Source organism: Gordonia sp. NB41Y, from assembly GCF_030718915.1.
GTDB classification, from domain to species: domain Bacteria; phylum Actinomycetota; class Actinomycetes; order Mycobacteriales; family Mycobacteriaceae; genus Gordonia; species Gordonia desulfuricans.
This window is the reverse complement of sequence record NZ_CP132196.1, coordinates 4,204,370-4,230,270: the sequence shown is the minus strand read 5'-3', so window position 1 is coordinate 4,230,270 and position 25,901 is coordinate 4,204,370. Positions and strand designations below refer to the sequence as shown.

The 25,901-nt window shown below is 66.4% G+C and carries 20 protein-coding genes and 1 pseudogene; 13 read left to right on the top strand and 8 right to left on the bottom strand.

The window, feature by feature from the left end; genetic code table 11:
* Positions 1-31: 31 nt before the first annotated feature.
* On the top strand, positions 32-940 hold the full coding sequence (locus tag Q9K23_RS18340) for a LysR family transcriptional regulator (protein WP_053778817.1): 909 nt from the start codon (positions 32-34) through the stop codon (positions 938-940).
* Positions 941-943: 3 nt separating this feature from the next.
* Entirely contained in the window at positions 944-1,819 is an 876-nt protein-coding gene (locus Q9K23_RS18335) for a LysR family transcriptional regulator (RefSeq protein ID WP_053778818.1), read from the top strand.
* Between the two features lie 246 nt (positions 1,820-2,065).
* On the opposite strand, the gene Q9K23_RS18330 is transcribed toward Q9K23_RS18335, so the two are convergent.
* Positions 2,066-3,342, bottom strand: a protein-coding gene (locus tag Q9K23_RS18330; protein ID WP_305950557.1) for an IS3 family transposase whose coding sequence is annotated in 2 segments (ribosomal slippage) — positions 2,066-3,060 and positions 3,060-3,342 — 1,278 coding nt in all. Because the reading frame shifts where the segments join, the coding sequence is not laid out codon by codon here.
* 490 nt (positions 3,343-3,832) lie between these two features.
* Here Q9K23_RS18330 and Q9K23_RS18325 point away from each other — a divergent pair.
* From Q9K23_RS18325 to Q9K23_RS18310, 4 genes and pseudogenes are all read left to right on the top strand, one after another.
* A complete protein-coding gene (locus Q9K23_RS18325) occupies positions 3,833-4,891 on the top strand; it encodes an IS110 family transposase (RefSeq protein WP_053778617.1) in 1,059 nt (352 codons plus the stop codon).
* 196 nt (positions 4,892-5,087) lie between these two features.
* Complete coding sequence (locus tag Q9K23_RS18320) at positions 5,088-6,182, top strand: HNH endonuclease signature motif containing protein (RefSeq protein WP_160319637.1); 1,095 nt, start codon at positions 5,088-5,090, stop codon at positions 6,180-6,182.
* A 131-nt stretch (positions 6,183-6,313) separates the two neighbouring features.
* A complete protein-coding gene (locus Q9K23_RS18315; RefSeq protein ID WP_305950137.1) occupies positions 6,314-7,624 on the top strand; it encodes an ISL3 family transposase in 1,311 nt (436 codons plus the stop codon).
* Positions 7,620-7,808, top strand: a pseudogene (locus tag Q9K23_RS18310) (HNH endonuclease); the annotation flags it as partial. The gene Q9K23_RS18315 and the pseudogene Q9K23_RS18310, both read left to right, overlap by 5 nt.
* 976 nt (positions 7,809-8,784) lie before the next feature.
* On the opposite strand, the gene Q9K23_RS18305 reads toward Q9K23_RS18310, so the two are convergent.
* Positions 8,785-9,921 (bottom strand): thiolase family protein, encoded by a 1,137-nt coding sequence (locus tag Q9K23_RS18305; protein WP_053778269.1) that lies wholly within the window; start codon positions 9,919-9,921, stop codon positions 8,785-8,787.
* 320 nt (positions 9,922-10,241) lie between these two features.
* Between Q9K23_RS18305 and Q9K23_RS18300 the strand changes: the two genes are divergently transcribed.
* Entirely contained in the window at positions 10,242-11,399 is a 1,158-nt protein-coding gene (locus tag Q9K23_RS18300) for an acyl-CoA dehydrogenase family protein (protein ID WP_053778268.1), read from the top strand.
* 7 nt (positions 11,400-11,406) lie between these two features.
* On the opposite strand, the gene Q9K23_RS18295 is transcribed toward Q9K23_RS18300, so the two are convergent.
* Both Q9K23_RS18295 and Q9K23_RS18290 read right to left on the bottom strand, forming a co-directional pair.
* Entirely contained in the window at positions 11,407-13,467 is a 2,061-nt protein-coding gene (locus Q9K23_RS18295) for an NAD(+) synthase (RefSeq protein ID WP_020793078.1), read from the bottom strand.
* A 96-nt stretch (positions 13,468-13,563) separates the two neighbouring features.
* Positions 13,564-14,967 carry a wax ester/triacylglycerol synthase family O-acyltransferase gene (locus Q9K23_RS18290; protein ID WP_053778267.1) on the bottom strand — a complete coding sequence of 468 codons (1,404 nt, stop codon included), beginning with the start codon at positions 14,965-14,967 and terminating at the stop codon, positions 13,564-13,566.
* A 169-nt stretch (positions 14,968-15,136) separates the two neighbouring features.
* Here Q9K23_RS18290 and Q9K23_RS18285 point away from each other — a divergent pair, with 169 nt between their 5' ends.
* From Q9K23_RS18285 to Q9K23_RS18260, 6 genes are all read left to right on the top strand, one after another.
* Positions 15,137-15,670 (top strand): nuclear transport factor 2 family protein, encoded by a 534-nt coding sequence (locus Q9K23_RS18285; protein ID WP_020794157.1) that lies wholly within the window; start codon positions 15,137-15,139, stop codon positions 15,668-15,670.
* Positions 15,671-15,877: 207 nt separating this feature from the next.
* The gene (locus tag Q9K23_RS18280; protein WP_020794158.1) at positions 15,878-16,870 is read left to right on the top strand and encodes an acyl-ACP desaturase; all 993 of its coding nucleotides are present in this window, start codon (positions 15,878-15,880) and stop codon (positions 16,868-16,870) included.
* Between the two features lie 59 nt (positions 16,871-16,929).
* Entirely contained in the window at positions 16,930-18,090 is a 1,161-nt protein-coding gene (gene dusB / locus Q9K23_RS18275) for a tRNA dihydrouridine synthase DusB (protein ID WP_261978059.1), read from the top strand.
* 180 nt (positions 18,091-18,270) lie between these two features.
* Complete coding sequence (locus tag Q9K23_RS18270; protein ID WP_305950228.1) at positions 18,271-20,694, top strand: LCP family protein; 2,424 nt, start codon at positions 18,271-18,273, stop codon at positions 20,692-20,694.
* 123 nt (positions 20,695-20,817) lie between these two features.
* Positions 20,818-21,474: a phosphate signaling complex protein PhoU gene (phoU, locus tag Q9K23_RS18265; RefSeq protein ID WP_020791567.1), complete on the top strand. Its 657-nt coding sequence runs from the start codon at positions 20,818-20,820 to the stop codon at positions 21,472-21,474.
* 93 nt (positions 21,475-21,567) lie between these two features.
* The gene (locus Q9K23_RS18260; protein WP_020791564.1) at positions 21,568-21,714 is read left to right on the top strand and encodes a hypothetical protein; all 147 of its coding nucleotides are present in this window, start codon (positions 21,568-21,570) and stop codon (positions 21,712-21,714) included.
* Between the two features lie 125 nt (positions 21,715-21,839).
* Here the strand turns inward: Q9K23_RS18260 and pstB are convergent, their stop codons facing one another.
* The 4 genes from pstB to pstS all read right to left on the bottom strand — a co-directional run bounded on the left by pstB (position 21,840) and on the right by pstS (position 25,802).
* Positions 21,840-22,616, bottom strand: a complete 777-nt coding sequence (gene pstB, locus Q9K23_RS18255; RefSeq protein WP_020791566.1) for a phosphate ABC transporter ATP-binding protein PstB — start codon at positions 22,614-22,616, stop codon at positions 21,840-21,842.
* Between the two features lie 55 nt (positions 22,617-22,671).
* The gene (pstA, locus tag Q9K23_RS18250) at positions 22,672-23,568 is read right to left on the bottom strand and encodes a phosphate ABC transporter permease PstA (protein ID WP_020791563.1); all 897 of its coding nucleotides are present in this window, start codon (positions 23,566-23,568) and stop codon (positions 22,672-22,674) included.
* Positions 23,569-23,572: 4 nt separating this feature from the next.
* Positions 23,573-24,592: a phosphate ABC transporter permease subunit PstC gene (pstC, locus tag Q9K23_RS18245; protein ID WP_053778275.1), complete on the bottom strand. Its 1,020-nt coding sequence runs from the start codon at positions 24,590-24,592 to the stop codon at positions 23,573-23,575.
* A 139-nt stretch (positions 24,593-24,731) separates the two neighbouring features.
* Positions 24,732-25,802, bottom strand: a complete 1,071-nt coding sequence (pstS, locus tag Q9K23_RS18240) for a phosphate ABC transporter substrate-binding protein PstS (protein ID WP_020792743.1) — start codon at positions 25,800-25,802, stop codon at positions 24,732-24,734.
* Positions 25,803-25,901: the final 99 nt, after the last annotated feature.

The window sequence follows — 25,901 nt, the reverse complement described above, 5'->3', positions numbered from 1 at the left end:
GCCGGGACGGATTCCTTTCTAGGATGAGCAGGTGGACCTGCATCTGACCGCCTACTTCGTCGCGGTCATCGACCACGGCGGGATCACGAAGGCGGCACAGGCCCTCTACATCTCGCAACCGTCGCTGTCGCAGGCCATCCGGACCCTCGAGAAACGTCTGGGCGTCACCCTGTTCGACCGCAGTGGCCGCCGGCTCGAGCTCACCGATGCGGGGCGTCGGCTCGAGGTGGCCGCCCGGCGCATCCTCGCCGACGTCGACCGCGCCAAGGACCGGGTCGCCCGGGTCCGCGAACTGCGTTCCGGGCGAGTCGACATCGTCACCAACTCCACACTCGCCATTGATCCCCTCGTCGGCATGGTCCGGGCGTTCCGGCAGCAGTTCGCCGACGTCGTCGTCCGGGTCGTCTCCGCCGACGGCCCCGCCGGCATCCTCGCCGCCCTGCGTCACGGTGAGGCCGAGCTCGGGCTGATCGACTCCGACGCCGACCACGCCAGCTTCGTCGCCCTCCCGCTGGGGACGCAGGAGATGGTGCTCGCCACCGATCCCGCACTGCTGCCCGACCGTTCCACGACGATCCTGCCGCGCGCCGCGGTCCGCGCCATCCCGTTGGTGGTCGATCATTCCGATCAGCCGACCGCGGCGATGATCGCCGATCTCGTCGCCGAGGACGCCCGCAACGTGGTGGTCGACTGCGCCCACCCGGCGGCGACGTGGGAACTCGTGTCGCGAGGTGTCGGTGCCACCGTCCTGCCCCGCCCCATCGCCGCCGAGACCCTGCCGCACGCCACGATCGTCGAGCTCGACCCACCACTGCGCCGCGACTACGGACTGGTCACGCGCTCGGGTCAGCCGTCGCCGGCGGCCGCCGCATTCATCGCGGTCGCCCGCGCCCACTGCGGGGCGCCGGACGTCTCCGCACTCGACGGCCGGGACTGGTGAGGCGTGGAACTCCGACAGATCGAGTACTTCTTGGCCGTCGTCGAACACGGCGGCATCGGCGGCGCCTCGGCCGCCCTGGGCGTCACCCAGCCCACGGTGTCCCAGGCGCTTCGGGCCCTCGAACGCGAACTCGGGGTGCCGCTGTTCCATCGGATCGGCCGCGGCATGGTGCCCAGTTCGGCCGGACGTGCACTGGTGGGCTCGTCACGTCAGATCATGCGCGACATCGCCGCCGTCGACGATGCGTTGTCGGCGGAGGGCGGTGAGCTGACCGGCCGGGTGGACGTGCTGGCCTCCCCGTTCGTCAGCGGTGGCGTCGTGACCGACTTGATCACCACCTTCCGCACCGAGAACCCCTCGGCCACAGTCCGTCTCGGGGAGCTGCGCGAGGAATCACAGGCGATGACCATGCTCGAGGAGGGCCGCTGCGAGTTCGTGATCACCCATCTACCCACCGTCGGTGACGATCTCGACGTGGTCGTGCTCGGCGAGCAGGAGTTCTGGCTGGTCTACCCACCCGGAACCGACCTGCCGCCCGGGCCGGTGGGCCTCGCCGACCTCCCGCTGATACCGATGATCATCGTGCCCCGCGGCGGATCGGTCGCCGAGGAGATCGCGAGTGCGATCCGCGAGGCCGGGGTACGCTTCCCCCTCGCCGTGGTGTCCGATCACCGTGAGGAGCGAATCCCCATGGTACTGGCCGGAATCGGCGGCACACTGGCCGAGCGTCGGGTGGCCGAGGCCGTCGCCGACCGCGCCGTCGTCCGCCCGGTCAATCCGCGCTTCGCCCGCACCTTCGCCCTCGTCTTCGACCCCGGCACCCTCTCCCTCGCCGGCCAGGCCTTCGCCGACATCGCACGCCGCGTCACCACCGACTGAACAGTCCTCTCCACTGGCCCATTGATGATGAGCCGCGCCTTCTACGATGATTGAGCCGGGACCGAGCATCGCGAGGACCCGAGTCGAAATCTCCGCAGCCTGCGTCGGGAAGTGACCACCTCCGAAGTGGCTGCGTTGGCGACGTCGGCCGTCTGAGGTTTCGACACGCCTCGTCGCTACGCTCCTCATCGGCTCAACCACCCACTGGGCGTTGATGATTGAACCATCCCGGCGTTTCCGGAGACCTCATCTTGTGAGTGCTTCCTCCGGTCTGAGGGCACGTCTGTGATCGTAGTGGAACTGTTCAGCCTCGTCTGGGGTCAGGTCGTCGCAGTAGGTGTGCGGCCGTTCCTGGTTGTAGAACGCGACCCATTGCGCGGTCGCCAGTGACAGTTCGGTGACCCCGGGGAACCGGGGCTGGTTGTCGACGAGCTCGTTCTTGTAGTCGGAGTTCACCGATTCGGCCAGAGCGTTGTCGTAGCTGTCTCCAACACTTCCGACTGAAGCGGCGATCCCGGCCTCGGCGAGGCGCTCGGTGAACGCGAGCGCCGTATACTGCGAGCCAGCGTCGTTGTGATGGGTCAAACCGTCCAGATCCGTTACGCCAGAACGCATTCGGGCCGCGGTAGCGTTATCGATGGCGGCGGTGACCAGGTCCGTCGTCATCTGTGAGGCGACCTTCCAGCCGACGATCTTGCGGGCGAACACATCGGTGACGAACGCCGTGTACGCCCACCCCGTCGCGATACGGCAGTAGGTGAAATCGGCCACCCATAAGCGGTTCGGTTCCGCCGCCCAGAACCGGCGATCGACCAGGTCTTCCGGCCGCTCGTGGTCATGGTTGGGGCGGGTGGTGTGCGGGCTCTTCTTCTTCAACGCGCCGTGCCACCCCATCTCCCGCATGAGGCGCTCGACGGTGCAGCGGGCGACGTCAATTCCGTTGCTGCGCAACTTACTCCACATCTTCCGCGAGCCGAGAACCTGGTAGAGCTGCTGCTCCTTCCGGAGTGAGTAGATCGCGTCGATGACCTGCGCATCGGCGACCATACGTGCAGTGGGCTGCTTGTTGACGTGCTCGTAGTATGTGGGTGGGGCGATGGGCAGACCGTGCTCGGTGAGCACTCGGCACATCGGATCGACTCCCCAGACAAGACCATCGCCGCCCACCCGGTTGCCCTGGTGAGCGGCGATGAACTCCACGATCAGCGGTGTGGCCGGTCGATCTCGGCCGCGAAGAAACTGGCTGCCGCCTTCAAGATCCCGTTGGCGCGTTTGAGTTCCGCGTTCTCCTTCCGCAGGCGTCTGACCTCATCACCGTCGACCGCTGCCTCCGACACCGCAGCGGCTGCTTCGGGGACGTTGCGGACCCATTTGCGTACCGTCTCCGCCGACCCGATCCCGAGTAGGCCGGCGGTCTTGTTCATTGCCGCCCACTCCGTCGACCCGTCGGCCACCAACTGGGCCACCATGTCCACCGCGTCCCGCTTCAAATCAGCCGGGTACCGCTTCGTTCCTGATGCCATGGCATCCATCCTTCCGTGAGACACAGTCTCCGGAAACTCCGGGATGGATCAGATTGAGCCGGGACCGAGCATCGCGAGGACCCGAGTCGAAATCTCCGCAGCCAACGTTGAGTGGTGACCACCTCAGAGATGGTCACCTCAGCGAGCCCGGCCGCCGGAGGTTTCGACACGCCTCGTCGCTACGCTCCTCATCGGCTCAACCATCAACGGCGAGTATCTGATTGAGCCGCGATCCCGTTGCTGATTTCAGTGTCACTCTTGTGGAGCCACCAAGTTGGTGGTTGTGTTCAGTCCACCGGGCATCTGGCTCTGTTGCTGGTTGACCATTCCCGACACCTGTTGGGGATTGGTCACGGCTCATTCTGCCGATGCCCGGGTGGACGGACCGACCGGATGTGACTTGATAGGAGCGTGGCAACCGCCCCCACTGAGATATGTCCTACCGGCCGGCCCGACTGTCACCATTCCGTTCGACAGGAAGGCATCTTCCATGATCATCGTTGGCGCCGATGTACAAAAGCGCTCACACACATTCGTCGCGGTCGATACCGCCGGCAGACAACTGGGCACCGTGACCGTGCCCGCCACCACGACCGGTCACCAGACCGCTCTGCGGTGGGCCCACGCCACGTTCGGTACCGACCTGGTGTGGGCGATCGAGGACTGCCGCAATATGTCGGCGCTCCTCGAACGTGACCTGCTGACCGCGAACCAAAAAGTGGTGCGGGTCGCCCCGCATCTGATGGCCGAACACCGCAAGACCGGCCGCCAACCAGGTAAGTCCGATCCGATCGATGCTCTGGCCGTCGCCCGGGCCGCTGCCCGTGAACCCAACCTCCCGATCGCCTCACACGACGAGGTCAGCTACACAGTGAAAGCACTCACCGATTATCGGGAATCGCTTGTCCACGAACGGACTTCGAAGATCAATCGGGTGTTGTGGCGGGTGCATGCGATCGATCCCGAACACGAAGTGAAGAAGGGGGGTTTGAACCGGGCGAAGCATCAGAAACTCCTCGCAGCCTGGTTGCAGACCTGTGACCGCGGCGCTGTCGATGTGCTGTTGGCGATCAAGGAGGTGGCTGCGATCGCGGCGTTGACCGTGGAGATCAACGAGGTGTACAAGCAGCTGTCGGCGTTAGTTACGGCGGCGGTGGCGTTGCCTGGTTGCGGGATCCTCAGTGCGGCGAAGTTGCTTGGCGAGTCTGCCGGTATTTCGCGTTTCGGTACCGAGGCTCAGTTCGCTCGGCATGCTGGGATCGCTCCGGTACCGGTGTGGTCGGGTAAGTCGGCGGGTAGGCATCGGTTGACGCGTTCGGGGAATAGGCAACTCAATGCGGCGGTCCATCGGATTGCGTTGACCCAGTCTCGTATGCCTGACAGTCTCGGGCATGCCTATTACGCGAAGAAACGTGCCGAGGGTAAGAAGTCTCGTGAGGCGATGCGTTGCCTGAAACGGCGACTCGTACGCACAATTTTTCATCGTCTGGTCACCGATCACGCTGCCCGCTCACACACCGAAATCCTGGTTCCACGAGCAGCCGCTTGACATAGGAGCGATGAGCCGGGACCGAGCCGGAAGGGCGAGGACCCGAGTCGAAATCTCCGCAGCCAACAATGTCCCCAACAACCCCACAGGTGAACCCGAAACCCCAGGGTGAACAGCTTTCACAACCTATCCACAAATACTGTTCTGCTTGCCAATTCGAGTAATCATCGCCTATACGTTCGCTACAATGGAACACATGCAGGGGGAGCTGGACACCGTGATCGACATACTCACCAATTGTCGTTTCGACGACGATCAGACCGGGCAGATCGTCTTCACGAACATGCGGAAACTGGTCACCATACGCAACCTCGTCGACTCGCTCACCGCCGCCGGCGCCGGGAGTCTCGACCGGCTGGAGGTCGCACAGAATCACGGGCACAAACCGATCGCGTTATTGATAGAGATGGGGCTCGCGCCCGCCGTCGCTGCGCGGATGCAGCGGATCGGCACCTCAGCAGTCGTGGAACGCACACTGAAACATGCTGCCGACGGGGCGATCTCCGGTGAACACGTCGACGCGATCGTGCGCGGACTCAACCAGATCGGCTTGCGCGCCGGCGAACCCCCGACCGCCGAAACCTGGGCCGAGTTCGAAGGCGATCTGTTGGCGCAGGTGTTGTCCGGTGCGAAGCCTGCTGAGGTGATGGCGCGAGCGCATCAGCTTGGTGACCATCATGCTGATGACGCCGAGGGTGGACGTCCAGCGAAAGAGGACCGCAACCTGAATGCCCTCGATATCGGGCGGACCGATGACGGCCGGGTCGCTGTCTCCGGGAGTCTGGATGTGGTCGTGGGTGAGAAGTTGGCGACGGCGATCGAGAAGCTGTCGGCGCCGGTCCCGCAACCGGATGGTTCGAAGGACCCGCGTGAAGCGCCTCGACGTCGGGCTGATGCGTTGGAGATGGTGCTCGATATGGCCGCTGGTGCAGGGGAACGGTCCGTCACCGCTCTACCTGCGGCGCTGATCAACCTGTCGGTCCCCGCGGATAAACCGGACAAGTCGGAATTGGCGTTCGGTGGGTCGATCACCCACAACACCTTGTTGGAAACGAGCTGTGACGGTGTGGTGGTCATGACCATCGTCGACGGCGAACGCGTCCCGCTGGACATGGGACGCTCGAAACGGTTGTTCACCGCTTCGCAGCGGCGTGCCCTGTTCGAGCGGGATCGGTGTTGTATCAAGTGTGGTGCCCCGGCATCGCGCACTCAGGCCCATCACATCGCGCATTGGTCGGATGGTGGTGCCACCGACCTGGCGAACGGCTGTTTGTTGGCTCTTCCTGATTGAGAGTGCCCGAATGGGTGTGCGAGTCCACTAGATGTAGGTCCGATTCGGTGGTGAGCCGCTGGGCTCGTGGCGGGTCCTGTGGTGTGAAGATGAAAGCTCTCACACACCCAATCCGAACACCAACAGGACCCATGACGCAGCGTAGCGCTATTGCCGACACGATTTGCCGCACGATCGAACTCGGCGTCACGATCACCGATGCCGCCATCGACGGCGAGGACCGTACCCACTTGTTTTGCCAGCTCCTGGACCCGAAGAACACCTGCCCGACGTGCGGGCAGGCGGGTCGGCTGCGTGATCATGTCGACCGTGAGGTCGCCGATCTGCCCATCGTCGGGCATCCGACCCGGCTGCACCTGTCGGTGCCGCGCTATGTGTGTGCCACCACCGACTGCACGACGTCGGTGTTTCGTGCCGACATCAGCGCCATCGTGGCGCCGAGGGCGCAGGTCACCCGCCGCACCACCACCTGGATCATGCGAGCGATGATCAGCGACAAGATGAGTGTGAAGGCCGTCGCGGCTGCGGTCGGGTTGAGCTGGAACACCGTCAACACCCTCGCCCTGGCCGCGGTCAAGAAGCTGGCTGCTGCACCGGCCCGGTTGGCCGGTGTGCGGGTCCTCGGGGTCGATGAGCACAAGTGGAAACACGTTCGCGGCAAGGGTGATCCGAATTTCGTGACCGTCCTGGTCGATCTCACCCCGATCGTGGATGGAACCGGCCCGGCCCGGTTGCTGGATATGGTCGCCGGCCGCTCCAAAGCCGCGCTCAAAGACTGGCTCGGCGCGCGGGATCAGGGGTTCCGCGACCGGATTCGGGTGGTCACGATGGACGGGTTCACCGGGTATCGCACCGCCACTGCCGAAGCCCTCGACAAGGCGCGTGTGGTGATGGACCCCTTCCACGTCGTGCATCTGGCAGCGGAGAAATTGACCTTGTGTCGTCAACGCGTGCAACAAGATACGTGCGGGCATCGCGGTCGATCCGGGGATCCGCTCTACGGCATCCGTCGCACCTTGTTGACCCGGATCGGGTTGCTCACCGACAAGCAGAAGACTCGGCTGCGCGGCGGCCTCGATGCCCGCGAGGAGCACGTGGCCGTTGCGGTCACCTACGCGATCTACCAGGAGTTGATCGATGCCTACGAGCAACCCACCAAGCGGGACAGCAAGATCGCAATGTACAAGCTGCTCAAGAAGATCAAGACCGGCGTGCCCGCCGGACTATCAGAGCTGGCCCAACTCGGGCGTTCGTTGTGGTCACGACGGGCCGAGATCCTCGCCTACTTCGACACCGGCGCCTCCAACGGCCCAGTCGAAGCCATCAACGGGCGCCTCGAGCATCTGCGCGGCATCGCCCTCGGGTTCCGTAACCTCACCCACTACATCTTGCGGTCGCTCATCCACTCCGGCCAACTCGCAGAAAGCCTGCGCGCACTCTGAATTAGGAAGAGCCTGTTTGTTGTGTGCGTCATGTCATGCCGATGTGCATCACAACGGATGGGACGTCTACATGGGTCCGGATGCTCATCCATGGTTGATCCCACCCGAGGTAGTGGATCGGCGTCGTCGTCCGATTCCGGCGTACAACAGGCGGTTTGCCGACGAACTACCGAATGCTGCCTGAGTCTTGATTGAGCTTGTGTTCTTTGAGAACTTCATAGAGATAGTGGTGTGTCGGAGCCTCCGTTGGTTGCGTTGGCGAGTTCGGCCGGCGGAGGTTTCGACACGACTTGTCGCTTCGCTCCTCGTCGGCTCAACCATCAACGGAGCGTGGCTAATTGAGCGCGCCTTCTACGATGATTGAGCCGGGACCGAGCGTAGCGAGGACCCGTGTCGAAATCTCCGTAGCCGACGTCGGGTGGTGAGCACGTCGGAGGTGGTCGGGTTGGCGAGTTCGGCTGTCTGAGGTTTCGACACGTCTCGTCGCTGCGCTCCTCGTCGGCTCAACCATCAACGGCTGCTTGCTGATTGAGCGAGGAGCCCTGTTGGTGATTGAGCCGGGACCGAGCGGAGCGAGGACCCGAGTCGAAATCTCCGCAGCTTGCGTCGGGTGGCGAGCACGTCGGAGGTGGTCACCTTGGCGACATCGGCCGGCGAAGGTTTCGACACGACTTGTCGCTGCGCTCCTCGTCGGCTCAACCATCAACGGCTGCTTGCTGATTGAGCGAGGAGCCCTGTTGGTGATTGAGCCGGGACCGAGCGGAGCGAGGACCCGTGTCGAAATCTCCGCAGCGTGCGTTGGGTGGTGACCACCTCGGAGGTGGTCACGTCGGCGAGTTCGGCCGTCTGAGGTTTCGACACGTCTCGTCGCTTCGCTCCTCATCGGCTCAACCACCAACCGCTGCTTGCTGATTGAGCGAGGGGCCCTGTTGGTGATTGAGCCGGGACCGAGCATCGCGAGGACCCGAGTCGAAATCTCCGCAGCCGACGTCGGACGGTGACCACCTCAGAGGTGGTCACCTTGGCGACATCGGCCGGCGGAGGTTTCGACACGCCTCGTCGCTACGCTCCTCATCGGCTCAACCATCAACGGGCAGTTGATGATTGCGCCGGTACTGGGCATCGCGAAGCCATCAGCGGCCAGCGGCCGGGTTCACGCGTCAGCCGACCAACTCGAAGATGGTCGCGTTGGCCATTCCTCCTGCCTCGCACATGGTCTGCAGGCCGTAGCGGATTCCGTTGTCGCGCATGTGATGGATCAGGCGGGTCGCGAGGATGGCACCGGAACCACCCAGCGGATGGCCGACGGCGATCGCCCCGCCGAGCGGATTCAGCGCCTTGTCCGCGGCACCGGTCTCGATCTGCCAGGCCAGGGGAACCGGCGCGAAGGCCTCGTTGACCTCGAACGCACCGATCTCGTCGATCGTCAGACCCGAACGGGCCAAGGCCTTGGCGGTGGCCGGGATCGGGCCGGTCAGCATGATGACCGGATCGTCGGCGGCGACCACGGTGGTGTGCACCCGTGCAATCGGGGTGAGCCCGTGCGCCGCAGCCGTCTCACTCGACATCACCAGCAGCGCGCCGGCGCCATCGGAGATCTGTGAGGCATTGCCCGCATGGATCACACCGTTCTCGTCGAATACCGTCTTGAGCTTGCCCAACGACTCCAGGGTGCCGCCACGACGGATACCCTCGTCACCCTCGAGAACACCGGGCAGGGTGGCGAGTTGTGCATCGAAGGCACCGGAATCGGCTGCGGCCGCCGCCAGCTCATGCGACCGCAACGAGTACTCGTCCACCCGGGTACGGTCCAGATCCCAACGGCGGGCGACCATCTCCGCACCGATCCCCTGACTGAACCGATCGACGCCGAAGCGGTCGAGCACCGTCGCCGGCTGGCTCTCCCCGTTCGGCGCGGCACTGCCCATCGGAACCCGGGACATCGACTCCACGCCACCGGCCACGACGATGTCGAGCTGGCCGGAGATCACCGCGGCAGCAGCCATCGCCAGCGTCTGCTGACTCGATCCGCAAGCACGGGTGACGGTGGTACCCGGAACCGACTGCGGCCAGCCCGCGGCGAGCACCGCGGTGCGGGCGATGTTGCCCGCCTGCTCACCGCTCTGGCTCACGCAACCCCACATCACGTCGTCGACGACTGCCGGATCGACACCGGTACGGGCAGCCAGCGCCTCGAGCACATGCGCCGACAGATCGGCCGGGTGGATTCCGGAGAGCGCACCCCCACGGCGTCCGATCGGGGTGCGGACTGCGTCCACGATCACTGCATCTGTCATGTCACGACTTCCTCGGGTATCGGCGATCTCGGGTACAGGCGATCTCGGGTGCGGGTGGGTTCCGGCGGCGCCGGTCGCCACTGCCATCGAATCGACCATGAAGCGGCGGCGATCTCAAGGAGTTTGATGCTCATACAGACATAGCCACGACCTATAGTGCCCGGTGATCCGCCCACACATTGCCTGTTCCTAAGGCACCGTTAGCCGAACTGCGGTACCAGGCACCCCCCCGACGCGGGGCATGGTGGGTGCATCGCACGGGACCGGCGAGTACCCACCGCGGCCGATCCACATCACTCACCAGGGGGAGACGACAACCGATGCAGCGCACCGTGTTCAACACCGATCATGAGGCCTTTCGCGCCACCGTCCGCGACTTCATCGCCAAGGAGGTGGAACCGGTCCACCACGAGTGGGAGAAGCAGGGCCACCCGCCGCGCGAGTTCTACAACAAGCTCGGCGAACTCGGCGTCCTCGGCATCGAGGCACCCGAGGAGTTCGGGGGTGGCGGGGCCTCGGACTTCACCTATTCGATGGTGATCAGCGAAGAATGCGCCCGGGCCGGGGTGACCTTCGGCAGCTACTCGGTACACGCCAACCTGATCCTGCCGTACCTGATGGAGTACGCCACCGACGAGCAGAAACAGCGGTGGATTCCCGGATTCTGTTCCGGTGACCTCATGTTCGCCATCGCGATGACCGAGCCCGGCACCGGATCGGATCTGGCCAACATCGCCACCACCGCCCGGCTCGACGACGACGGCAGCCACTACGTCCTCGACGGTGCGAAGACCTTCATCACCGGCGGTGCACTCGCCGACCGCATCCTCGTGGTCTGCCGCACCTCCCCCTTCGACCCCGCCGACCGGCGCGCCGGACTCTCGATCCTGGTGGTGGACACCACCTCCGAGGGATTCAGCGTGGGCCGGCGACTGGAGAAGATCGGCCTCAAGGCCTCCGACACCGCCGAACTCTCGTTCAGTTCGGTGCGGGTACCGGTGACCGACCGCCTCGGCGACGAGGGAGCGGGCTTCACCTACCTCACCCACAACCTCGCCCAGGAACGGCTGACCATCGCGATCGGCGCCGCCGCGACCGCAGCCGCCGCCCTGCAGCACGCCCTCGCCTACACACGCGAACGCGACGTGTTCGGCAGGCCGGTGGCGTCGTTCCAGAACACCAAATTCGTCCTCGCGGAATGCTCCGCCGAGGTCGAGGCCGTCCAGCAGTTCGTCGACCGCGCCCTCACCCTGCACAACGCGGGCGAACTCAGCGTGCCGGATGCCGCACGCGCCAAGCTCTTCGCCACCGACACCGCAGGCCGCGTCATCGACAAATGCCTGCAACTCCACGGCGGCTACGGCTACATCACCGAGTTCCCGATCGCCCGACTCTACGCCGACACCCGCGTCTCCCGGATCTACGGTGGCACCAGCGAGGTGATGAAGACGATCATCGCGAAAGATCTGGGACTCTAGCGGGTTCTCACTCCATACTGCGCAACTGATCCAGCCAGGCACGCGCCGACGCATCCGACGGCGACCGCCAGTCACCGCGCGGCGACAAGGAGCCGCCCGACCCGATCTTGGGGCCGTTGGGCATCGCGGTGCGCTTGAACTGGTTGCCCATGAACCGCTTGAGGAACACCCCCAGCCAGTGCTCGATGGTGTCGTCGTCGTAGCTGTTGCGGGACTCGACGGCCTCGGAATCCCACGGCAACCCCCGCGACCGCGGACCCCACGTCTGCTGTGCGAGGTAGGCGATCTTGGACGGCCGGTTGCCGTAGCGCGTCAGGTGATAGAGGAAGAAGTCGTGCAACTCGTACGGCCCGACGGTGTCCTCGGTGGACTGGACCGCCCCGTCCTCCCCCGGCGGGATCAGCTCGGGGCTGATCACGTCCTCGAGGATCTCCACCAGCGCCGCCGTGGTCTCCGACGCATAGGTACCGGTCGAGATCATCCAGCGGATCTGATGCTGGACAAGGGTTTTCGGTACCGACGAGTTGACATTGTAGTGCGACATCTGGTCGCCGACACCGTAGGTGCACCATCCGAGCGCGAGCTCGGACAGGTCACCGGTACCGAGCACGATCCCGCCGTGGTGGTTGGCCAGCCGGAACAGGTGCGAGGTGCGCTCACCGGCCTGCACGTTCTCGAAGGTCACGTCGAAGACCTTCTCGCCCCGCGAGTACGGGTGCCCGAGATCGGCCAGCATCTGCTCACACGACGGCCGGATGTCGAGCTCGGCCCCACTCACCCCGAGCGTGTCCATCAGCACGTGGGCACGGGCCAGGGTCGCACCACCGGTGGCGAACCCCGGCATGGTGTAGGCCAGGATGTTGGTGCGCGGCAGGCCCAGTCGGTCGAAGGTGTCCACCGCGACCAGCAGCGCGAGGGTGGAGTCCAGTCCCCCCGACACCCCGATCACGATCTTGTCGAGACCGGTGGACCGCAACCGGGCGGCCAGACCCTGGACCTGGATGTGCCCGACCTCGGCACATCGCTCGTCGCGGTCGGCGAGCCCGCTGGGCACGAACGGGAACCGCGGCACCGTACGGCGCAGGCTGTCGGCGTGAGCGAATCCCGGTTCGGCGGATTCGACGGCTGCGGTGTCGCGCCCGTCGAAGGCGAACTCGATGCGCCGCAACGACTTCAGCTCGGCGGAGAGGTCACCGGCCTGATCGCGCAGGCTGATCATCCGCATCCGCTCCTGCCGGAGCCGGTCGAGGTCGACGTCGGCGCTGATGATCTGGGAGTCCATCGCGAATCGTTCACTGCGGGCCAGCAGCGACCCGTTCTCGGTGATCAGCGCGTCGCCGTCCCAGGCGAGATCGGTGGTGGACTCGCCGAAACCGGCGGCGACGTAGAGATGAGCGGCGACGCAGCGCGCGGAATGGCTGCTGCACAACGACAGTCGGTAGGCCTCCTTGCCGACGGTGACCGGGCTGCCGGACAGGTTGGCCAGCACCGTGGCCCCGCCCAGCGCCGCCGGCACACTCGGCGGGATCGGCACCCAGCCGTCCTCGCAGACCTCCAGGTGCAGGACGAACCCGGGTAGGTCGGCGGCGGTGAACAGCAGATCCGGGCCGAACGGGACCCGTTGCCCCAGAACCACACAGGTGTCGACGGTGGCGTCACGTGCGGCCGCGAAGTACCGCTGCTCGTAGAACTCGCGGTAATTCGGCAGATACGACTTGGGCACCACGCCGAGGATCACGCCGTCCTGGATCGCGACCGCGGTGTTGAACAGACCGTCACCGACCACCAGCGGTAGCCCGACCGCCACCACCGACCGGATCCCGCGACTCGCCTCGACCACCGCGGCGAGGGCCTCCAGACAGCCGTCGAGCAGCGCATCCTGCTGGACGAGGTCGTCGATGCTGTAGCCGCACAGGCCCAGTTCGGGGAAGACGATGAGCGCCGCGCCGTCGGCGGCGGCTCGCCGCATCAGCTCGATCGTCGCCTCGGCGTTGGCACGCGGATCGGCGATGCGCACGACGGGTACGGCACCGCTGACCCGCACGAATCCATGGTCGTAGACAGACACGGGTCAAAGCCTAGTGCCCAGGGCACGCCACGCGGTCACCACCGCGACGACACCACCGCCCGACGACACCACCACCGCGACGACACCGTCACACGCTCAGTCGTCGCACGCCTCGATGAGTTCCTTGAGCTGGCGGTCGAAGGCGGCGGCGATCTCCTCGACGTCGGGCACCTCATCCGGGCAGGTCAGGATGCCGACGTTGAGGTGACCGTCCACCGAGAACACGGTGATGTTGAGGGCCAGCCCGTGGAAGATCGGGCCCAGCGGGTAGATCGCCGCGATCCGGGCGCCGCAGAAGTACAGCGGGAAGTCCGGTCCGGCCACATTGGACACGGTGACGTTGTAGACCGGCGGATGGTTCATCGACAGTTTCCGGTCGCCGTAGAACTTCATCAGCGTCGACAACGTCATCCCGGGCGCGAACTGCGCCCACGCCCGCAGGATGTTGGGGTCGATGTCGGCGTGGTGTTCCTTGGCGCGCCGGGAGAGCTCACCGGCCTTCTCCAGCCGTTCGACCGGATCGGCGATGTCGGAGGGCAGTTCGGTGAACATGCCGGTCACCTTGTTGGTGCCGTTGACCACCAGGCCGCTCTCGTCGGCGCCGTGCACCGACACCGGGACCAGCGCGACGAGCGGCCGGTCGGGCAGGTCCTGATGGGAGTCGAGGTAGTCGCGCAGCGCACCGCCGACCATGGCGAGCACGACGTCGTTGATCTTGACACCGAACCGGTTCTTCACCCGTTTGACGTCGGCGAGGGAGAGCTGGGTGGTCGCGATCGCCCGGTGCGGGGAGATCGGGCCGTTGAACACGGTGCGCGGGGCGGCGAACGGCACCGGCATGCTGGTCTTCGACCGTGACCGCCGGAGCCACTCGAACGGGACCGCGGCGGTGGTGGGGAGCAGCTTGGCCATCGAGATCGGCCGCTGCACGAAGTAGTTGACCGCACCCCGCAGCACCATTGCGGTGCGGTTGGAACCGCCGGCGGTCTGCATCAGCCGGTCGGGGTCGGGGTCCGGCTCGTCGGGACTGAGGGTGCACAGCTGGGCGAGGACGTCGGCGGTGGTCACGCCGTCGACGCCGGCGTGGTGCATCCGCAGCATGGCCGCGATCCGGCCGTCGGCGCTGCCCTCGATGATCCACAGCTCCCACAGCGGTTTGCCCCGGTCGAGGGTCTGCCCGGCCAGATGGCCGCACAGTTCGGCGAGTTCGGCCTTGCCGCCCGGCGCGGGCATCGCCACCCGGTGCACATGCCGTTCGATGTCGAAGTCGTCGTCCTCGATCCACACGGGGTGGTCGATGTTCAGTGCGGAGTTGTCGAGTTTGCGACGCAGCATCGGCATCCCGGCCACCCGGTGGGCGATCTGCGTCCGCATCCGAACGAAGGAGTACCCGCCGGACATCGTGGACGTGTCGAGTTCCATGATCCCGACCACATGCATCAGCTGCGACCTGGTCTCCATGTACAGAAATGACGCATCCAGGCCACTCAACCGCTGCATCTTGCCACCTCGTTCTGCTCACCCATGGGTGTCACCCCGACCCACCCGGGTCGGCACCACGCCCACCCCGTTGTCCATTCTGCTCTCCACCGGGCCGGATGCGCCGTCGGATCGCCGGAGAATTCGCGATCGGCCACGGCGATCGGTCCCACTCCCCTAGCGTGGACACGTGTCCACCACCTTCACCGCGACCGAACTCCACGACGCCTTCGCCGACTTCCAGAAGACGGTCGCCGAGATCGGCGACACCCGCGACTGGGATCGTTTCGCCGAGTTGTTCACCCCGGATGCGGAGTACATCGAGCACGCCCTGGGCACCATGCACGGCCGCGAGGAGATCCGGGAGTGGATCTGGCGCACCATGACCGCCTTCCCCGGCAGCCACATGACCGGGTTCCCGGCGCTGTGGCACGTCGTCGACGCCCCGACCGGCCGGGTGATCTGCGAGGTGGACAACCCGATGCGCGATCCCGGGGACGGCACCCACATCACTGCGACGAACATCACCATCCTCACCTATGCCGGTGACGGTCTCTGGTCCTGCGAAGAAGACGTCTACAACCCGATGGAGTTCGGGCACGCCGCGATGCGGTGGTGCGAAAAGGCCGCCGACCTCGGTACCCTCGACGACAGCGCAGCTCGATGGATGCGCCGGATCGGCCCGGCTTTCGCCTCTGGCCGACCGGCTGCGGATCGGCTGTGAGTAGTCCGACGGATGTGGACGGGGCCCCATCCGCCGGAGCACGATGGTGGCCGGCCCGGCCGACGTAACGCCGGCGGGCCAGGTTACGACTGCGTAGGTACGGGCTTGGGTTGATCTCCGAAGTGCCGTAACCTTGACCACTGATCATTTGACGTGCGGTCTGCCGAAGACCGGCTTTCACGCACGAACACCGTTCGGAGGAAATCAATGGCACGTGAACTGACACAGCTGGAGCTCCTGCAGGAACTCGCTCCGGTTGCAGAGGAGAACGTGAACCGGCACCTCAAGATCGCCCGCGACTGGAACCCGCACGACTACGTGCCCTGGGACGAGGGCCGCAACTTCGCCGCACTGGGCGGCGACGACTGGGACCCCGAGCAGTCCCGACTCGACGAGGTCGCCAAGGCCGCGATGGTCACCAACCTGCTCACCGAGGACAACCTGCCCTCGTACCACCGGGTGATCGCCGACAACTTCTCGATGGACTCCGCGTGGGGCCACTGGGTCGGTCGCTGGACCGCCGAGGAGAACCGCCACGGCATCGTCATGCGTGACTACCTGGTGGTGACCCGCGGCGTGGACCCGGTCGCCCTCGAAGAGGCCCGCATGATCCACATGACCAACGGCTACGACCCGATGCTGGCCGCCGCCGGGCGCGCCGACGAGCTCGAGGAGCACGCCGACGAACTCGGCCTGCTGCACTCGGTCGCCTATGTCACCTTCCAGGAGCTGGCCACCCGCGTCAGCCACCGCAACACCGGCAAGGCCTGCAACGACCCGATCGCCGACAAGATGCTGCAGCGCATCGCGGCCGACGAGAACCTGCACATGATCTTCTACCGCAACATCTGCGGTGCGGGCATGGACATCTCCCCGGATCAGACGCTGCGCGCGGTCACCGACATCGTCACCAACTTCCAGATGCCCGGCGCCGGTATGCCCAACTTCCGTCGCAACGGCGTGCTGATGGCCAAGCACGGGATCTACGACCTGCGTCAGCACCTCGAAGAGGTCATCCAGCCGGTTCTGCGCAAGTGGAACGTCTTCGAGCGCGAGGACTTCTCCGCCGAGGGCGAGAAGACCCGCGAGGAGCTCGCGGCCTTCCTCGAGCAGCTCGAGAAGGACACCGTCCGCTTCGAGGAGATGCGCGACCGTTCGCTCGCCCGCGAGGCCAAGAAGCGGGAGCAGCAGGCATCCTGAGTACCACAGCACCCCTGACCGCGCCGGCACCCTCGAGTTCTGACGAGGGCGCCGGTGCGCTGTCGTCTGCCCGACGACGCGCACCGTTGCGGATCGGGTCGATCGAACTGGCCAGTCCGGTGGTCCTGGCGCCGATGGCCGGGGTCACCAATATCGCCTTCCGCACCCTGTGCCGCGAGCTGGAGCTCGCCCGGACCGGCACCGTGTCGGGCCTCTACGTCTGTGAGATGGTCACCGCCCGTGCGCTGGTCGAGCGCCACCCGGTGACGATGCACATGACCGCATTCGGCCCGGACGAGAACCCGCGGTCGATGCAGCTCTACACCGTCGACCCGCGCTACACCTACGAGGCCGCCAAGATGATCGTCGACGAGGGGCTCGCCGACCACATCGACATGAACTTCGGCTGCCCGGTGCCCAAGGTCACCCGCAAGGGCGGCGGCTCGGCGATCCCCTACAAGCGCACCCTGTTCCGCAAGATCGTCGCCGCGGCGGTGCGGGCCACCGAGGGCACCGACATCCCGGTGACCGTGAAGTTCCGCATCGGCATCGACGACGAGCACCGCACCCACCTCGACGCCGGCCGTATCGCCGCCGAGGAAGGCGCGAAAGCCGTTGCGCTGCATGCCCGTACCGCGTCGCAGCGATATTCGGGCGAGGCCGATTGGGACGAGATCGCCCGGCTCAAGGAGCATGTGACCGACGTCCCGGTGCTCGGTAACGGTGACATCTTCGAGCCCGCCGACGCGGTCCGGATGATGGCTCGGACCGGATGCGACGGCGTGGTGATCGGCCGCGGCTGCCTCGGACGCCCGTGGCTGTTCGCCGAACTCGCCGCCGAGCTGGGTGGCCTGCCCGCACCGGCGGCGCCGAACCTCGGCGAGGTGTCGAAGATCATCATCCGGCACGCCGAGCTGCTCGCCGATCACCACGGCGAGGACAAGGGATGCCGGGAGATCCGCAAGCACGTCGCGTGGTATCTCCGCGGCTTCCCGGCCGGCTCGGATCTGCGCTCGCGGCTGTCGCTGGTCAAGAATCTCGACGAGCTGCGCGAACTGTTGTCGACGCTGCCCGCCGACGCCCCGTTCCCCGAGGACGGACACGGCCCCCGCGGCCGGCAGGGCACCCCGGCGAAGGTCGCACTGCCCGAGGGATGGCTCGACGATCCGTACGAGGACGTCGTCCCCGAGGGTGCCGAAGTGATGCACTCGGGCGGCTGATCTGCGCAGGCCGGAGGCCGGTGAGGGCCCTGGCGGCTTCGGTGACCGTCGTGGCCGCCGGGCGATCAGTATGATGACGCAAGGCCCTTGCCATGGCAGGGGCCGTCATCGTGAGGTGCCGCAGCGTTTCTCCCCGACGCAGCGGGAGCACACCGGCAGAGGGAATGAGGATCTTTCACAGTGAGTCGTTGGACGCCGAAACCGCGCCGCCGCGGGTCGGGTGATGACGCGGGCGACGACGCCCGCGCCGCCCGCCGCGAGCACTCCCGGGGCGGGTCCGACGATTCGTCGAGGTATGCCGCCCCACCCACCGGCGAGATGCCTGCCGCCGACCGTCTCCGCGAACCCCGGTCGGCCGACCGCTTCGTCCGCGGCCGGACCCGGCTGACCGTCCGCGAGCTGATGGAGCAGATGAACGCGGCCGAGCCCGAGGCCGGCACCGCCCCCTCCGCACCGGACGAGTCCCCCACCCAGGCGATCCCCACCACCCGCGGCCGCCGCAACCGGCCGCCGCGCCCCCAGACTCCTTCGGTACCCCAGACTCCCCCGGTATCCCAGACGCCCCCGGTATCCCAGACTCCCCCGGCACCGATCCCGGATCACCGGTCACCGGCTCCACGCCACGTCGACGACCCGAGCCGGCAGTTCGGCACCGGGATACCCGTCGGCAACGACGTCACCCAGAAGATCCCGCCGGTGGACGCCGGTGCCGAACCCGGTGTGGACCTGTCCGACCGGGCGACCACCCGCCGCGCGATCGAGGAGTCCCGGGCACAGGGCAGCCATGTCGCCCCGCCGGGTGCCGCGGTCCCGAACGGCCCGGGTGCCCAGCCCCCCACCTCCACCGGCGGTGCCGACACCGCGGGCGCCGACGACGTACCGACCGGTTTCGTCCCGGTCCCGCCCGACATCCCCCGCGCCGATACCTCTCGCGCCGATGCCCCCACCGACGCTCCGTCCGCCGATACCTCCGCCGCGGCCGGTACCCCCACGGTCGGCGAACCCGAACCGCTGCAGCGCACCCCCGACCTCACCGAGATCGCCCGCGGCCGGCCCCGGCGTGTGGCCGGGCGTTCCGCGGACCGGTCGCTGGCCCGGTCGGCCACGGTCACCGGCCGCATCCTGGTGTCGGTGGCCTGCGTCCTCGCCCTCGTCGGCACCGGCTTCGTCTGGGGTTTCCTCAAGTCGACCAACGGCAACTGGCACACGATCATGGCCGTCGACCCCGACGACACCAACATCCGCAACAAGGATGCGCAGTACGGCGACGAGAACTATCTGATCGTCGGCACCGACACCCGTGCGGGCAACAACTCCAAGGTCGGTGCGGGCACCACCGCCGACGCCGACGGCGCGCGCTCGGACACCGTCATCCTGGTGAACATCCCGGCCGACCGCAGCCGCGTCGTGGCCGTGTCGTTCCCGCGTGACCTGCAGGTCGACCGCCCCGAATGCCAGCAGTGGGACAACGCGAACGGCACCTACGGCGAGACCCTGCCCGCCGAGACCCACGTCAAGCTGAACAGCGTCTACGCGCTCGGCGGCCCGCAGTGTCTGGTGCGGGTGATCACCCAGATGAGCGGTCTGAACATCAACCACTTCATCGCGATGGACTTCTACGGCTTCGAGAAGGTCGTCAACGCGGTCGGCGGCGTCGAGGTATGCTCGACCGCCCCGATGTACGACTACGAGCTCGGCACCATCCTGAAGAAGCCGGGCACACAGAAACTGACCGGACGACGCGCCCTGAACTATGTGCGGGCACGCACGGTGTCCACCGAGGGCAACGGCGACTACGGCCGCATCAAACGCCAGCAGCTGTTCATGTCGTCGCTGCTGCGCGCCACGCTGTCGGGCAATGTGCTGTCCAACCCGGCGAAACTCAACTCGATCATCAAGACGTTCATCGAGTACAGCTACGTCGACAACGTCGACACCAACTCGTTGATCCAGCTCGCCGAATCGATGCAGGGCATCGACGCCGGCCGGGTCACATTCCTGACCATCCCCACCTCGGGGACGTCCACCGACGGCGAGAACAACGAGATCCCGCGCACCGACGACGTCGACGCGATCTTCAACGCGATCATCGACGACCAGCCGTTGCCGGGTGAGCAGAAGCGCAAGACCTCGACGACGTCCTCGGCCGGACCCAGCTCGCCGACCGTCACCGCCACCACTCCGAGCCGGGCCTCGGCCACCGCACAGAACCCGGGCAACGTGGGTGTGCGGGTGCTCAACGGCACCGGGCGCACCGGTGCCGCCAGCGAGGTCTCCGACCAGCTCAGCGCCCAGGGCTTCGACGTCCGCGGCGTGGCCGACGCCTCCGAGAACCGCACCGACACGGTCATCCGATACGGTGTCGGCGAGCTGGACTCGGCGGCGACCCTGGCCGAGATGTTCCCGGGTGCGAACGTCCAGCTCGACCGCACCGTGCGGTCCGGCGTCGAGGTGATCCTCGGCAGCGACTTCGACGGATCGGTGGGGTCGGCCCCCTCGGTGGGCACCACCCTGTCGGTCGAGCAGTTGCCGCAGGCGTCCAACAGTGGCAGTCTCCCCAATGACCTCGCCGTCACCAACGCCGGGGACACCACCTGCTCCTGAGGCGCGAAAGCCCTGGTCGGCGGCGGGTGGACCGGTGCTGCCCCGGACTCGACGGCGAGCGTTCACGGTGTGTTCACCACGTGGGCGGCCGGGTTGTTCCCCCGATGGCAGTAACCTTGGTCCATGCGCACCGCTTATCAGGAACAGCTGCACTCACTCAACGTGATCCTCGGTGAGATGTGCGACCTCGCCGGCTCGGCAATGTCCCGCGCCACCCAATCACTTCTGCAGGCAGATCTCGCCATCGCCGAGGACGTGATCTCCGAGAACGAGCGGATGAACGATCTGACCGGGCGGGCCGAGGAACAGGCCTTCGGTCTGCTGGCCCTACAGGCACCCGTCGCGGGTGATCTCCGCGGTGTGGTCAGTGCCCTGCAGATCGTCGCCGACGTCGACCGGATGGGGGCGCTGGCGCTGCACGTCGCGAAGGTCGCCCGCCGCCGCCATCCCGCGAAGGCCCTCCCCGAGGAGGTCGCCGGCTACTTCGCCGAGATGGGTCGCCTCGCGGTCCAGCTGGCCGAGAACGCCCGCGAGGCCCTCGACACCCAGGACCCCGCCTCCGCGATCCGCCTCGAAGAGGACGACGACGCGATGGACGACCTCCACCGTCACCTGTTCACCGTGCTGATGGATCGCGACTGGAAGCACGGTGTGGCCGCAGCGGTCGACATCACCCTCCTCGGCCGCTACTACGAGCGGTTCGCCGACCATGCGGTGCTGATCGGCCGCCGGGTGGTCTTCCAGGCCACCGGCAAGACCCCCGAGCAGCTCAACGCCTGATCCAGGTCACACGCCTCACCCCACTGACGGCTTCGCCCCACCGGAACACCATGGACGTGCATCCGGGCGGGCGGAGCCGTTAGTGTTACCGGCATGGGCGTCCATTATCCGAGCGAACCGGATTTCAATGCCGAGTCCGACGACGAACCGTCGCACCCGCGTGCACGTCAGATCATCATCTACACCGGCGCCATCGCGTCGCTGTTGGCGCTCCTGGTGATCTTGTACCTCAACATGTGAGCCCCTCCCGGCTCACCCTCCCCTACGACATCTGCACACGACATCTGCATACGACGACGCCCCGGCCGCTTGTGGCGACCGGGGCGTCTGTCATGCGGTGACCGGGGTGGACCCGGTGGTGCCGCCTAGCCGAAGCGACCCGAGATGTAGTCCTCGGTCTCCTTCTTGGTCGGATTGGAGAACATGGTCTCGGTGTCGTTGATCTCCACGAGCTGGCCGGGCTGGCCGACGGCCTCGAGGTTGAAGAACGCGGTCTGGTCGCTGACGCGGGCGGCCTGCTGCATGTTGTGGGTCACGATGACGATCGTGTACTCCTTCTTGAGCTCGCCCATCAGGTCCTCGATCGCCAGGGTCGAGATCGGGTCGAGTGCCGAGCAGGGCTCGTCCATCAGGAGCACGTCGGGCGAGACCGCGATCGCGCGGGCGATGCACAGACGCTGCTGCTGACCACCGGAGAGACCGCCACCCGGCTTGTCCAGACGGTCCTTGACCTCGTCCCACAGGTTGGCGCCGCGCAGGCTGCGCTCGGCGACCTCGTCGAGCTGGGACTTGTTGCGCACGCCCTGCAGCTTGAGGCCGGCGACGACGTTGTCGCGGATCGACATGGTGGGGAACGGGTTGGGGCGCTGGAACACCATGCCGATGGTCGCCCGCACGCTCACCGGGTCGACGCCCTTGCCGTAGACGTCCTCACCGTCGAGCAGCACGGTGCCGGTCGCGTAGGCGCCCGGGGTGACCTCGTGCATGCGGTTGAGGGTGCGCAGCACCGTCGACTTGCCACAGCCCGACGGTCCGATGAAGGCGGTGATGCAGCGCGGCGGGACCTCCAGGCTGACCTCCTTCACCGCGTGGAAGTTGCCGTAGTAGATGTTGAGGTTCTTGATGTCGAGTCGCTTGGCCATGGGAGTTCCGTGAAGTCCGTTCTGGGAAGATCTGGTTCGGGAGGTGTCGGTGCGGCTAGCCGCGTGGTCCGGTGAAGCGGCTGACCACCTTGGCGCCGAAGTACACGATCGCCACCAGGATCACCAGGGTCAGTGCACCGCCCCAGACCTGGTCGAAGGCACCGGGGCCGTTGTTGTACTGCTGCACCATCATCAGCGGCAGCGACTGCTGGTTGCCCGCAAACGGGTCCCAGTTCATCGCCCGGGTCGCGCCGACGAGGATCAGCACCGGGGCCGATTCACCCATCACGCGGGCGATGGCCAGCATGACGCCGGTGATGATGCCCGACATCGCGGTGGGCAACACGATCCGCGCGATGGTCTTCCACTTGGGGATACCCAGCGCGTAGGACGCCTCTCTCAGGTCCTGCGGAACGATCTTGAGCATCTCCTCGGTGGAGCGCACGACCAGCGGGACCATCAGCAGCACCAGCGCGATCGCGACCAGGAAGCCCATCCGGGGCAGGCCCAGGGTGGTCCGCCAGACCGCGTAGACGAACAGGGCGGCGACGATCGACGGGACACCGGAGAGGATGTCCACCATGAAGGTGGTGAACCGGGCGAGGAACGACTTCCCGTTGCTGTACTCCACCAGGTAGATCGCGACGAAGATACCCAGCGGGATCGAGATCACCGCGGCCAGTGCGGTCTGCACGATGGTGCCGACGATGGCGTTGGCGGCACCGCCCTTGCGCTCGGGCAGGGTCCACCAGTCGACGTCGAGGATGGGGCCGATACCGCGGGCGACGAGCGTCACGATGAGCCATACCAGCGGGACGAGGGCGACGACCAGGGCCAGCACCACCAGCACCGACACGGACTTGTCGGTGACCCGGCGCCGCAGCGACATCGGGGTGAAGCCGGGTGGCCGGCGCTTGACGGGATCGTGTGCTTGATCGGTGGTCAGGGTCATGTCGCTACTTCCTTCCGGCGACCACCGCGCGTGCCGCGGCGTTGACGATGAAGGTCAGGACGAAGAGGGTGAGGCCGGCCGAGATGTAGGCACCGGTCTTGGCCGGCGAGTCGAACTCGGCGGCGTTGTTGGCGATCTTCGTGGCGAAGGTCTCGCCGCTCTCCATCAGGTTGAAGTTCATCGGGCCCACCGTGGAGATGATCAGCAGCAGGGCCATGGTCTCACCGAGCGCGCGGCCGAGGCCGAGCATCGCACCGGAGATGTAGCCGGAGAAGCCGAAGGGCAGCACCGCGATCTTGACGACCTCGAACTTGGTGGCACCGAGCGCCAGGGCCGCCTCGCGGTGGCCGACCGGGGTCTGGGTGAACACCTCACGGGTGACGGCGGTGATGATCGGCAGGATCATGACGGCCAGGACGATGCCGCCGGTGAGCAGCGTGCCGCCGGTGGACATGTTGGCCACCTGCGACGGTTCCTGGAAGAACGGCAGCCAGCCGACGTTGCCGACCAGCCAGTTGTTCAGCGGCACCAGGGCGGGGCCGAGCACGAGGATGCCCCAGAGGCCGTAGACGATCGAGGGCACCGCGGCCAGCAGGTCGACGGTGTAGGAGATCGGTCCGACGAGACGCTTCGGTGCGTACTCGGTGAGGAAGATCGAGATTCCCAGGGCCACCGGCATGGCCAGCAGCAGGGCGATCACCGAGACGACGACCGTGGCGTAGAACAGCTGCGGGATACCGAACTTGAGGCTGTCGCCGCTGGTCTCCCAGGGACCGGTGTAGGTGAAGAAGTTCTCGGAGTTCTTGGCCAGCGACGGGATCGCCTGCGCGAGCAGGAACACCGCGATCAGGAAGATCACGAGGGAGACCACGAATCCCGAGCCGACCGCGAGGGTCCGGAACACCTGGTCACCGACTCGGTGGTGCACGCTTCGATTCAGGGTGGCTTGGTTGTCGTCAGGCGGAGGCGGGCTCTGTGTGGGATCCCCACCTTGGGTCACCCCACCCTTGTCCAGCGTGGTCATGTGTTCCTCTGTTGGTTGTGCCTTGGTCATCAGATGCGCCCGTTCATCTTGTCCGCAGGTGACGATCGTCGCCGTGGTCCGTCCACGCCGGTGGCCGGCGACCCGTAGGGGTCGCCGGCCACCGGCGGGACGTCACACATCAGGACCCGGTCAGAGCGTCGACGGTGCCCTGCAGGGTGTTCTTGTAGGCGGTCGGCAGCGGGACGTATCCGAGGTCCGCCAGGCCGTCCTGCCCCTGGTTGAGGATCGTGGTGAACGCATCCTTCAGCGTGGTACTGATGGCGCTGTCACTGTATCCGGTCGAGCAGACGATCTCGTAGGTCGTCAGCAGCAGCGGGTAGGCACCCGGGGTCTTCGACGCGAACAGCGCCGGGGTGTCGACCACGAGGTTCTTGCTACCCGGGTTGGTGAACTTCACGGCGTCGAGCGCCGCGCCGGCCGACTCGGAGGTCAGCTTGACCGGTCCGGCACCGAAGTCGATCGCCGCGACACCGAGGTCGTTCTCAGCGGCGAAGCCCCACTCGACGTAGGTGACCGCGCCGGAGGTCTTCTTCACCGTGTCGCCGACACCGGTCGACTTGGAGGCAGCCGAACCGCCGGTTCCCTTGAACTCCTTGCCCGCCCCCTTGGTCCATGCCTGGGGGGCCGACGCGGTCAGGAACTTCTGGAAGTTGTCGGTGGTGCCCGACGAGTCGCTGCGGTGGACCGGGACGATGGCCAGGTCCGGCAGGGTCTTGCCCGGGTTGAGGGCGGCGATCTCCGGGGCGTTCCACTTGGTGATCTTCGAGTCGAAGATCCCGGCCAGAACGGTCGGGTTGAGATTCAGGTCCGAGACACCCGGCACGTTGTAGGCGATCGCGACCGGTCCGGCGACCAGCGGGATGTGCCAGGCGTCGTTGCCCGAGCAGCGCTCCTTGGCCTTGACGGCCTCCTCGTCGGACAGCGGCGAGTCCGAACCCGCGAAGTCGACGTCGCCGGCGATGAACTTCTTGACTCCGTCACCGGAGCCGCTGCCGGTGTAGTCGAGGACGATATTGCCGTTGTTGGTCAGGACATCGGCGAAGTGCTGCATGGCCTTCTGCTGTGCGGTCGAGCCCTCACCGCTGATGGTCCCGCCGCTGTCGCCGCCGCTGTCGCCACATGCAGCGATCAGCGAGACAGCCGCAACTGCGGCCGCGGCCGACAGAGCACCCTTCCGGTTGATGTTCACGCGTGTGTCGCCCTTTCAGTTCATTCGAGTCGGGACAGCACAATGCTGTCCGCAACGACCGAATTGACGCTAGGTCGACGCGATGGCCGACCTCTCTAC

What these genes read in the sequence shown, in the direction of transcription:
- Q9K23_RS18260 (WP_020791564.1), top strand. Translation starts at nt 21,568, where the DNA reads ATGGGCGTCCATTATCCGAGCGAACCGGATTTCAATGCCGAGTCCGAC.
- Q9K23_RS18305 (WP_053778269.1), bottom strand. Translation starts at nt 9,921, where the DNA reads ATGACAGATGCAGTGATCGTGGACGCAGTCCGCACCCCGATCGGACGC.
- Q9K23_RS18290 (WP_053778267.1), bottom strand. Translation starts at nt 14,967, where the DNA reads ATGCAGCGGTTGAGTGGCCTGGATGCGTCATTTCTGTACATGGAGACC.
- phoU (WP_020791567.1), top strand. Translation starts at nt 20,818, where the DNA reads ATGCGCACCGCTTATCAGGAACAGCTGCACTCACTCAACGTGATCCTC.
- Q9K23_RS18315 (WP_305950137.1), top strand. Translation starts at nt 6,314, where the DNA reads ATGACGCAGCGTAGCGCTATTGCCGACACGATTTGCCGCACGATCGAA.
- pstC (WP_053778275.1), bottom strand. Translation starts at nt 24,592, where the DNA reads ATGACCACGCTGGACAAGGGTGGGGTGACCCAAGGTGGGGATCCCACA.
- Q9K23_RS18300 (WP_053778268.1), top strand. Translation starts at nt 10,242, where the DNA reads ATGCAGCGCACCGTGTTCAACACCGATCATGAGGCCTTTCGCGCCACC.
- Q9K23_RS18320 (WP_160319637.1), top strand. Translation starts at nt 5,088, where the DNA reads ATGCAGGGGGAGCTGGACACCGTGATCGACATACTCACCAATTGTCGT.
- Q9K23_RS18325 (WP_053778617.1), top strand. Translation starts at nt 3,833, where the DNA reads ATGATCATCGTTGGCGCCGATGTACAAAAGCGCTCACACACATTCGTC.
- pstB (WP_020791566.1), bottom strand. Translation starts at nt 22,616, where the DNA reads ATGGCCAAGCGACTCGACATCAAGAACCTCAACATCTACTACGGCAAC.
- pstA (WP_020791563.1), bottom strand. Translation starts at nt 23,568, where the DNA reads ATGACCCTGACCACCGATCAAGCACACGATCCCGTCAAGCGCCGGCCA.
- Q9K23_RS18280 (WP_020794158.1), top strand. Translation starts at nt 15,878, where the DNA reads ATGGCACGTGAACTGACACAGCTGGAGCTCCTGCAGGAACTCGCTCCG.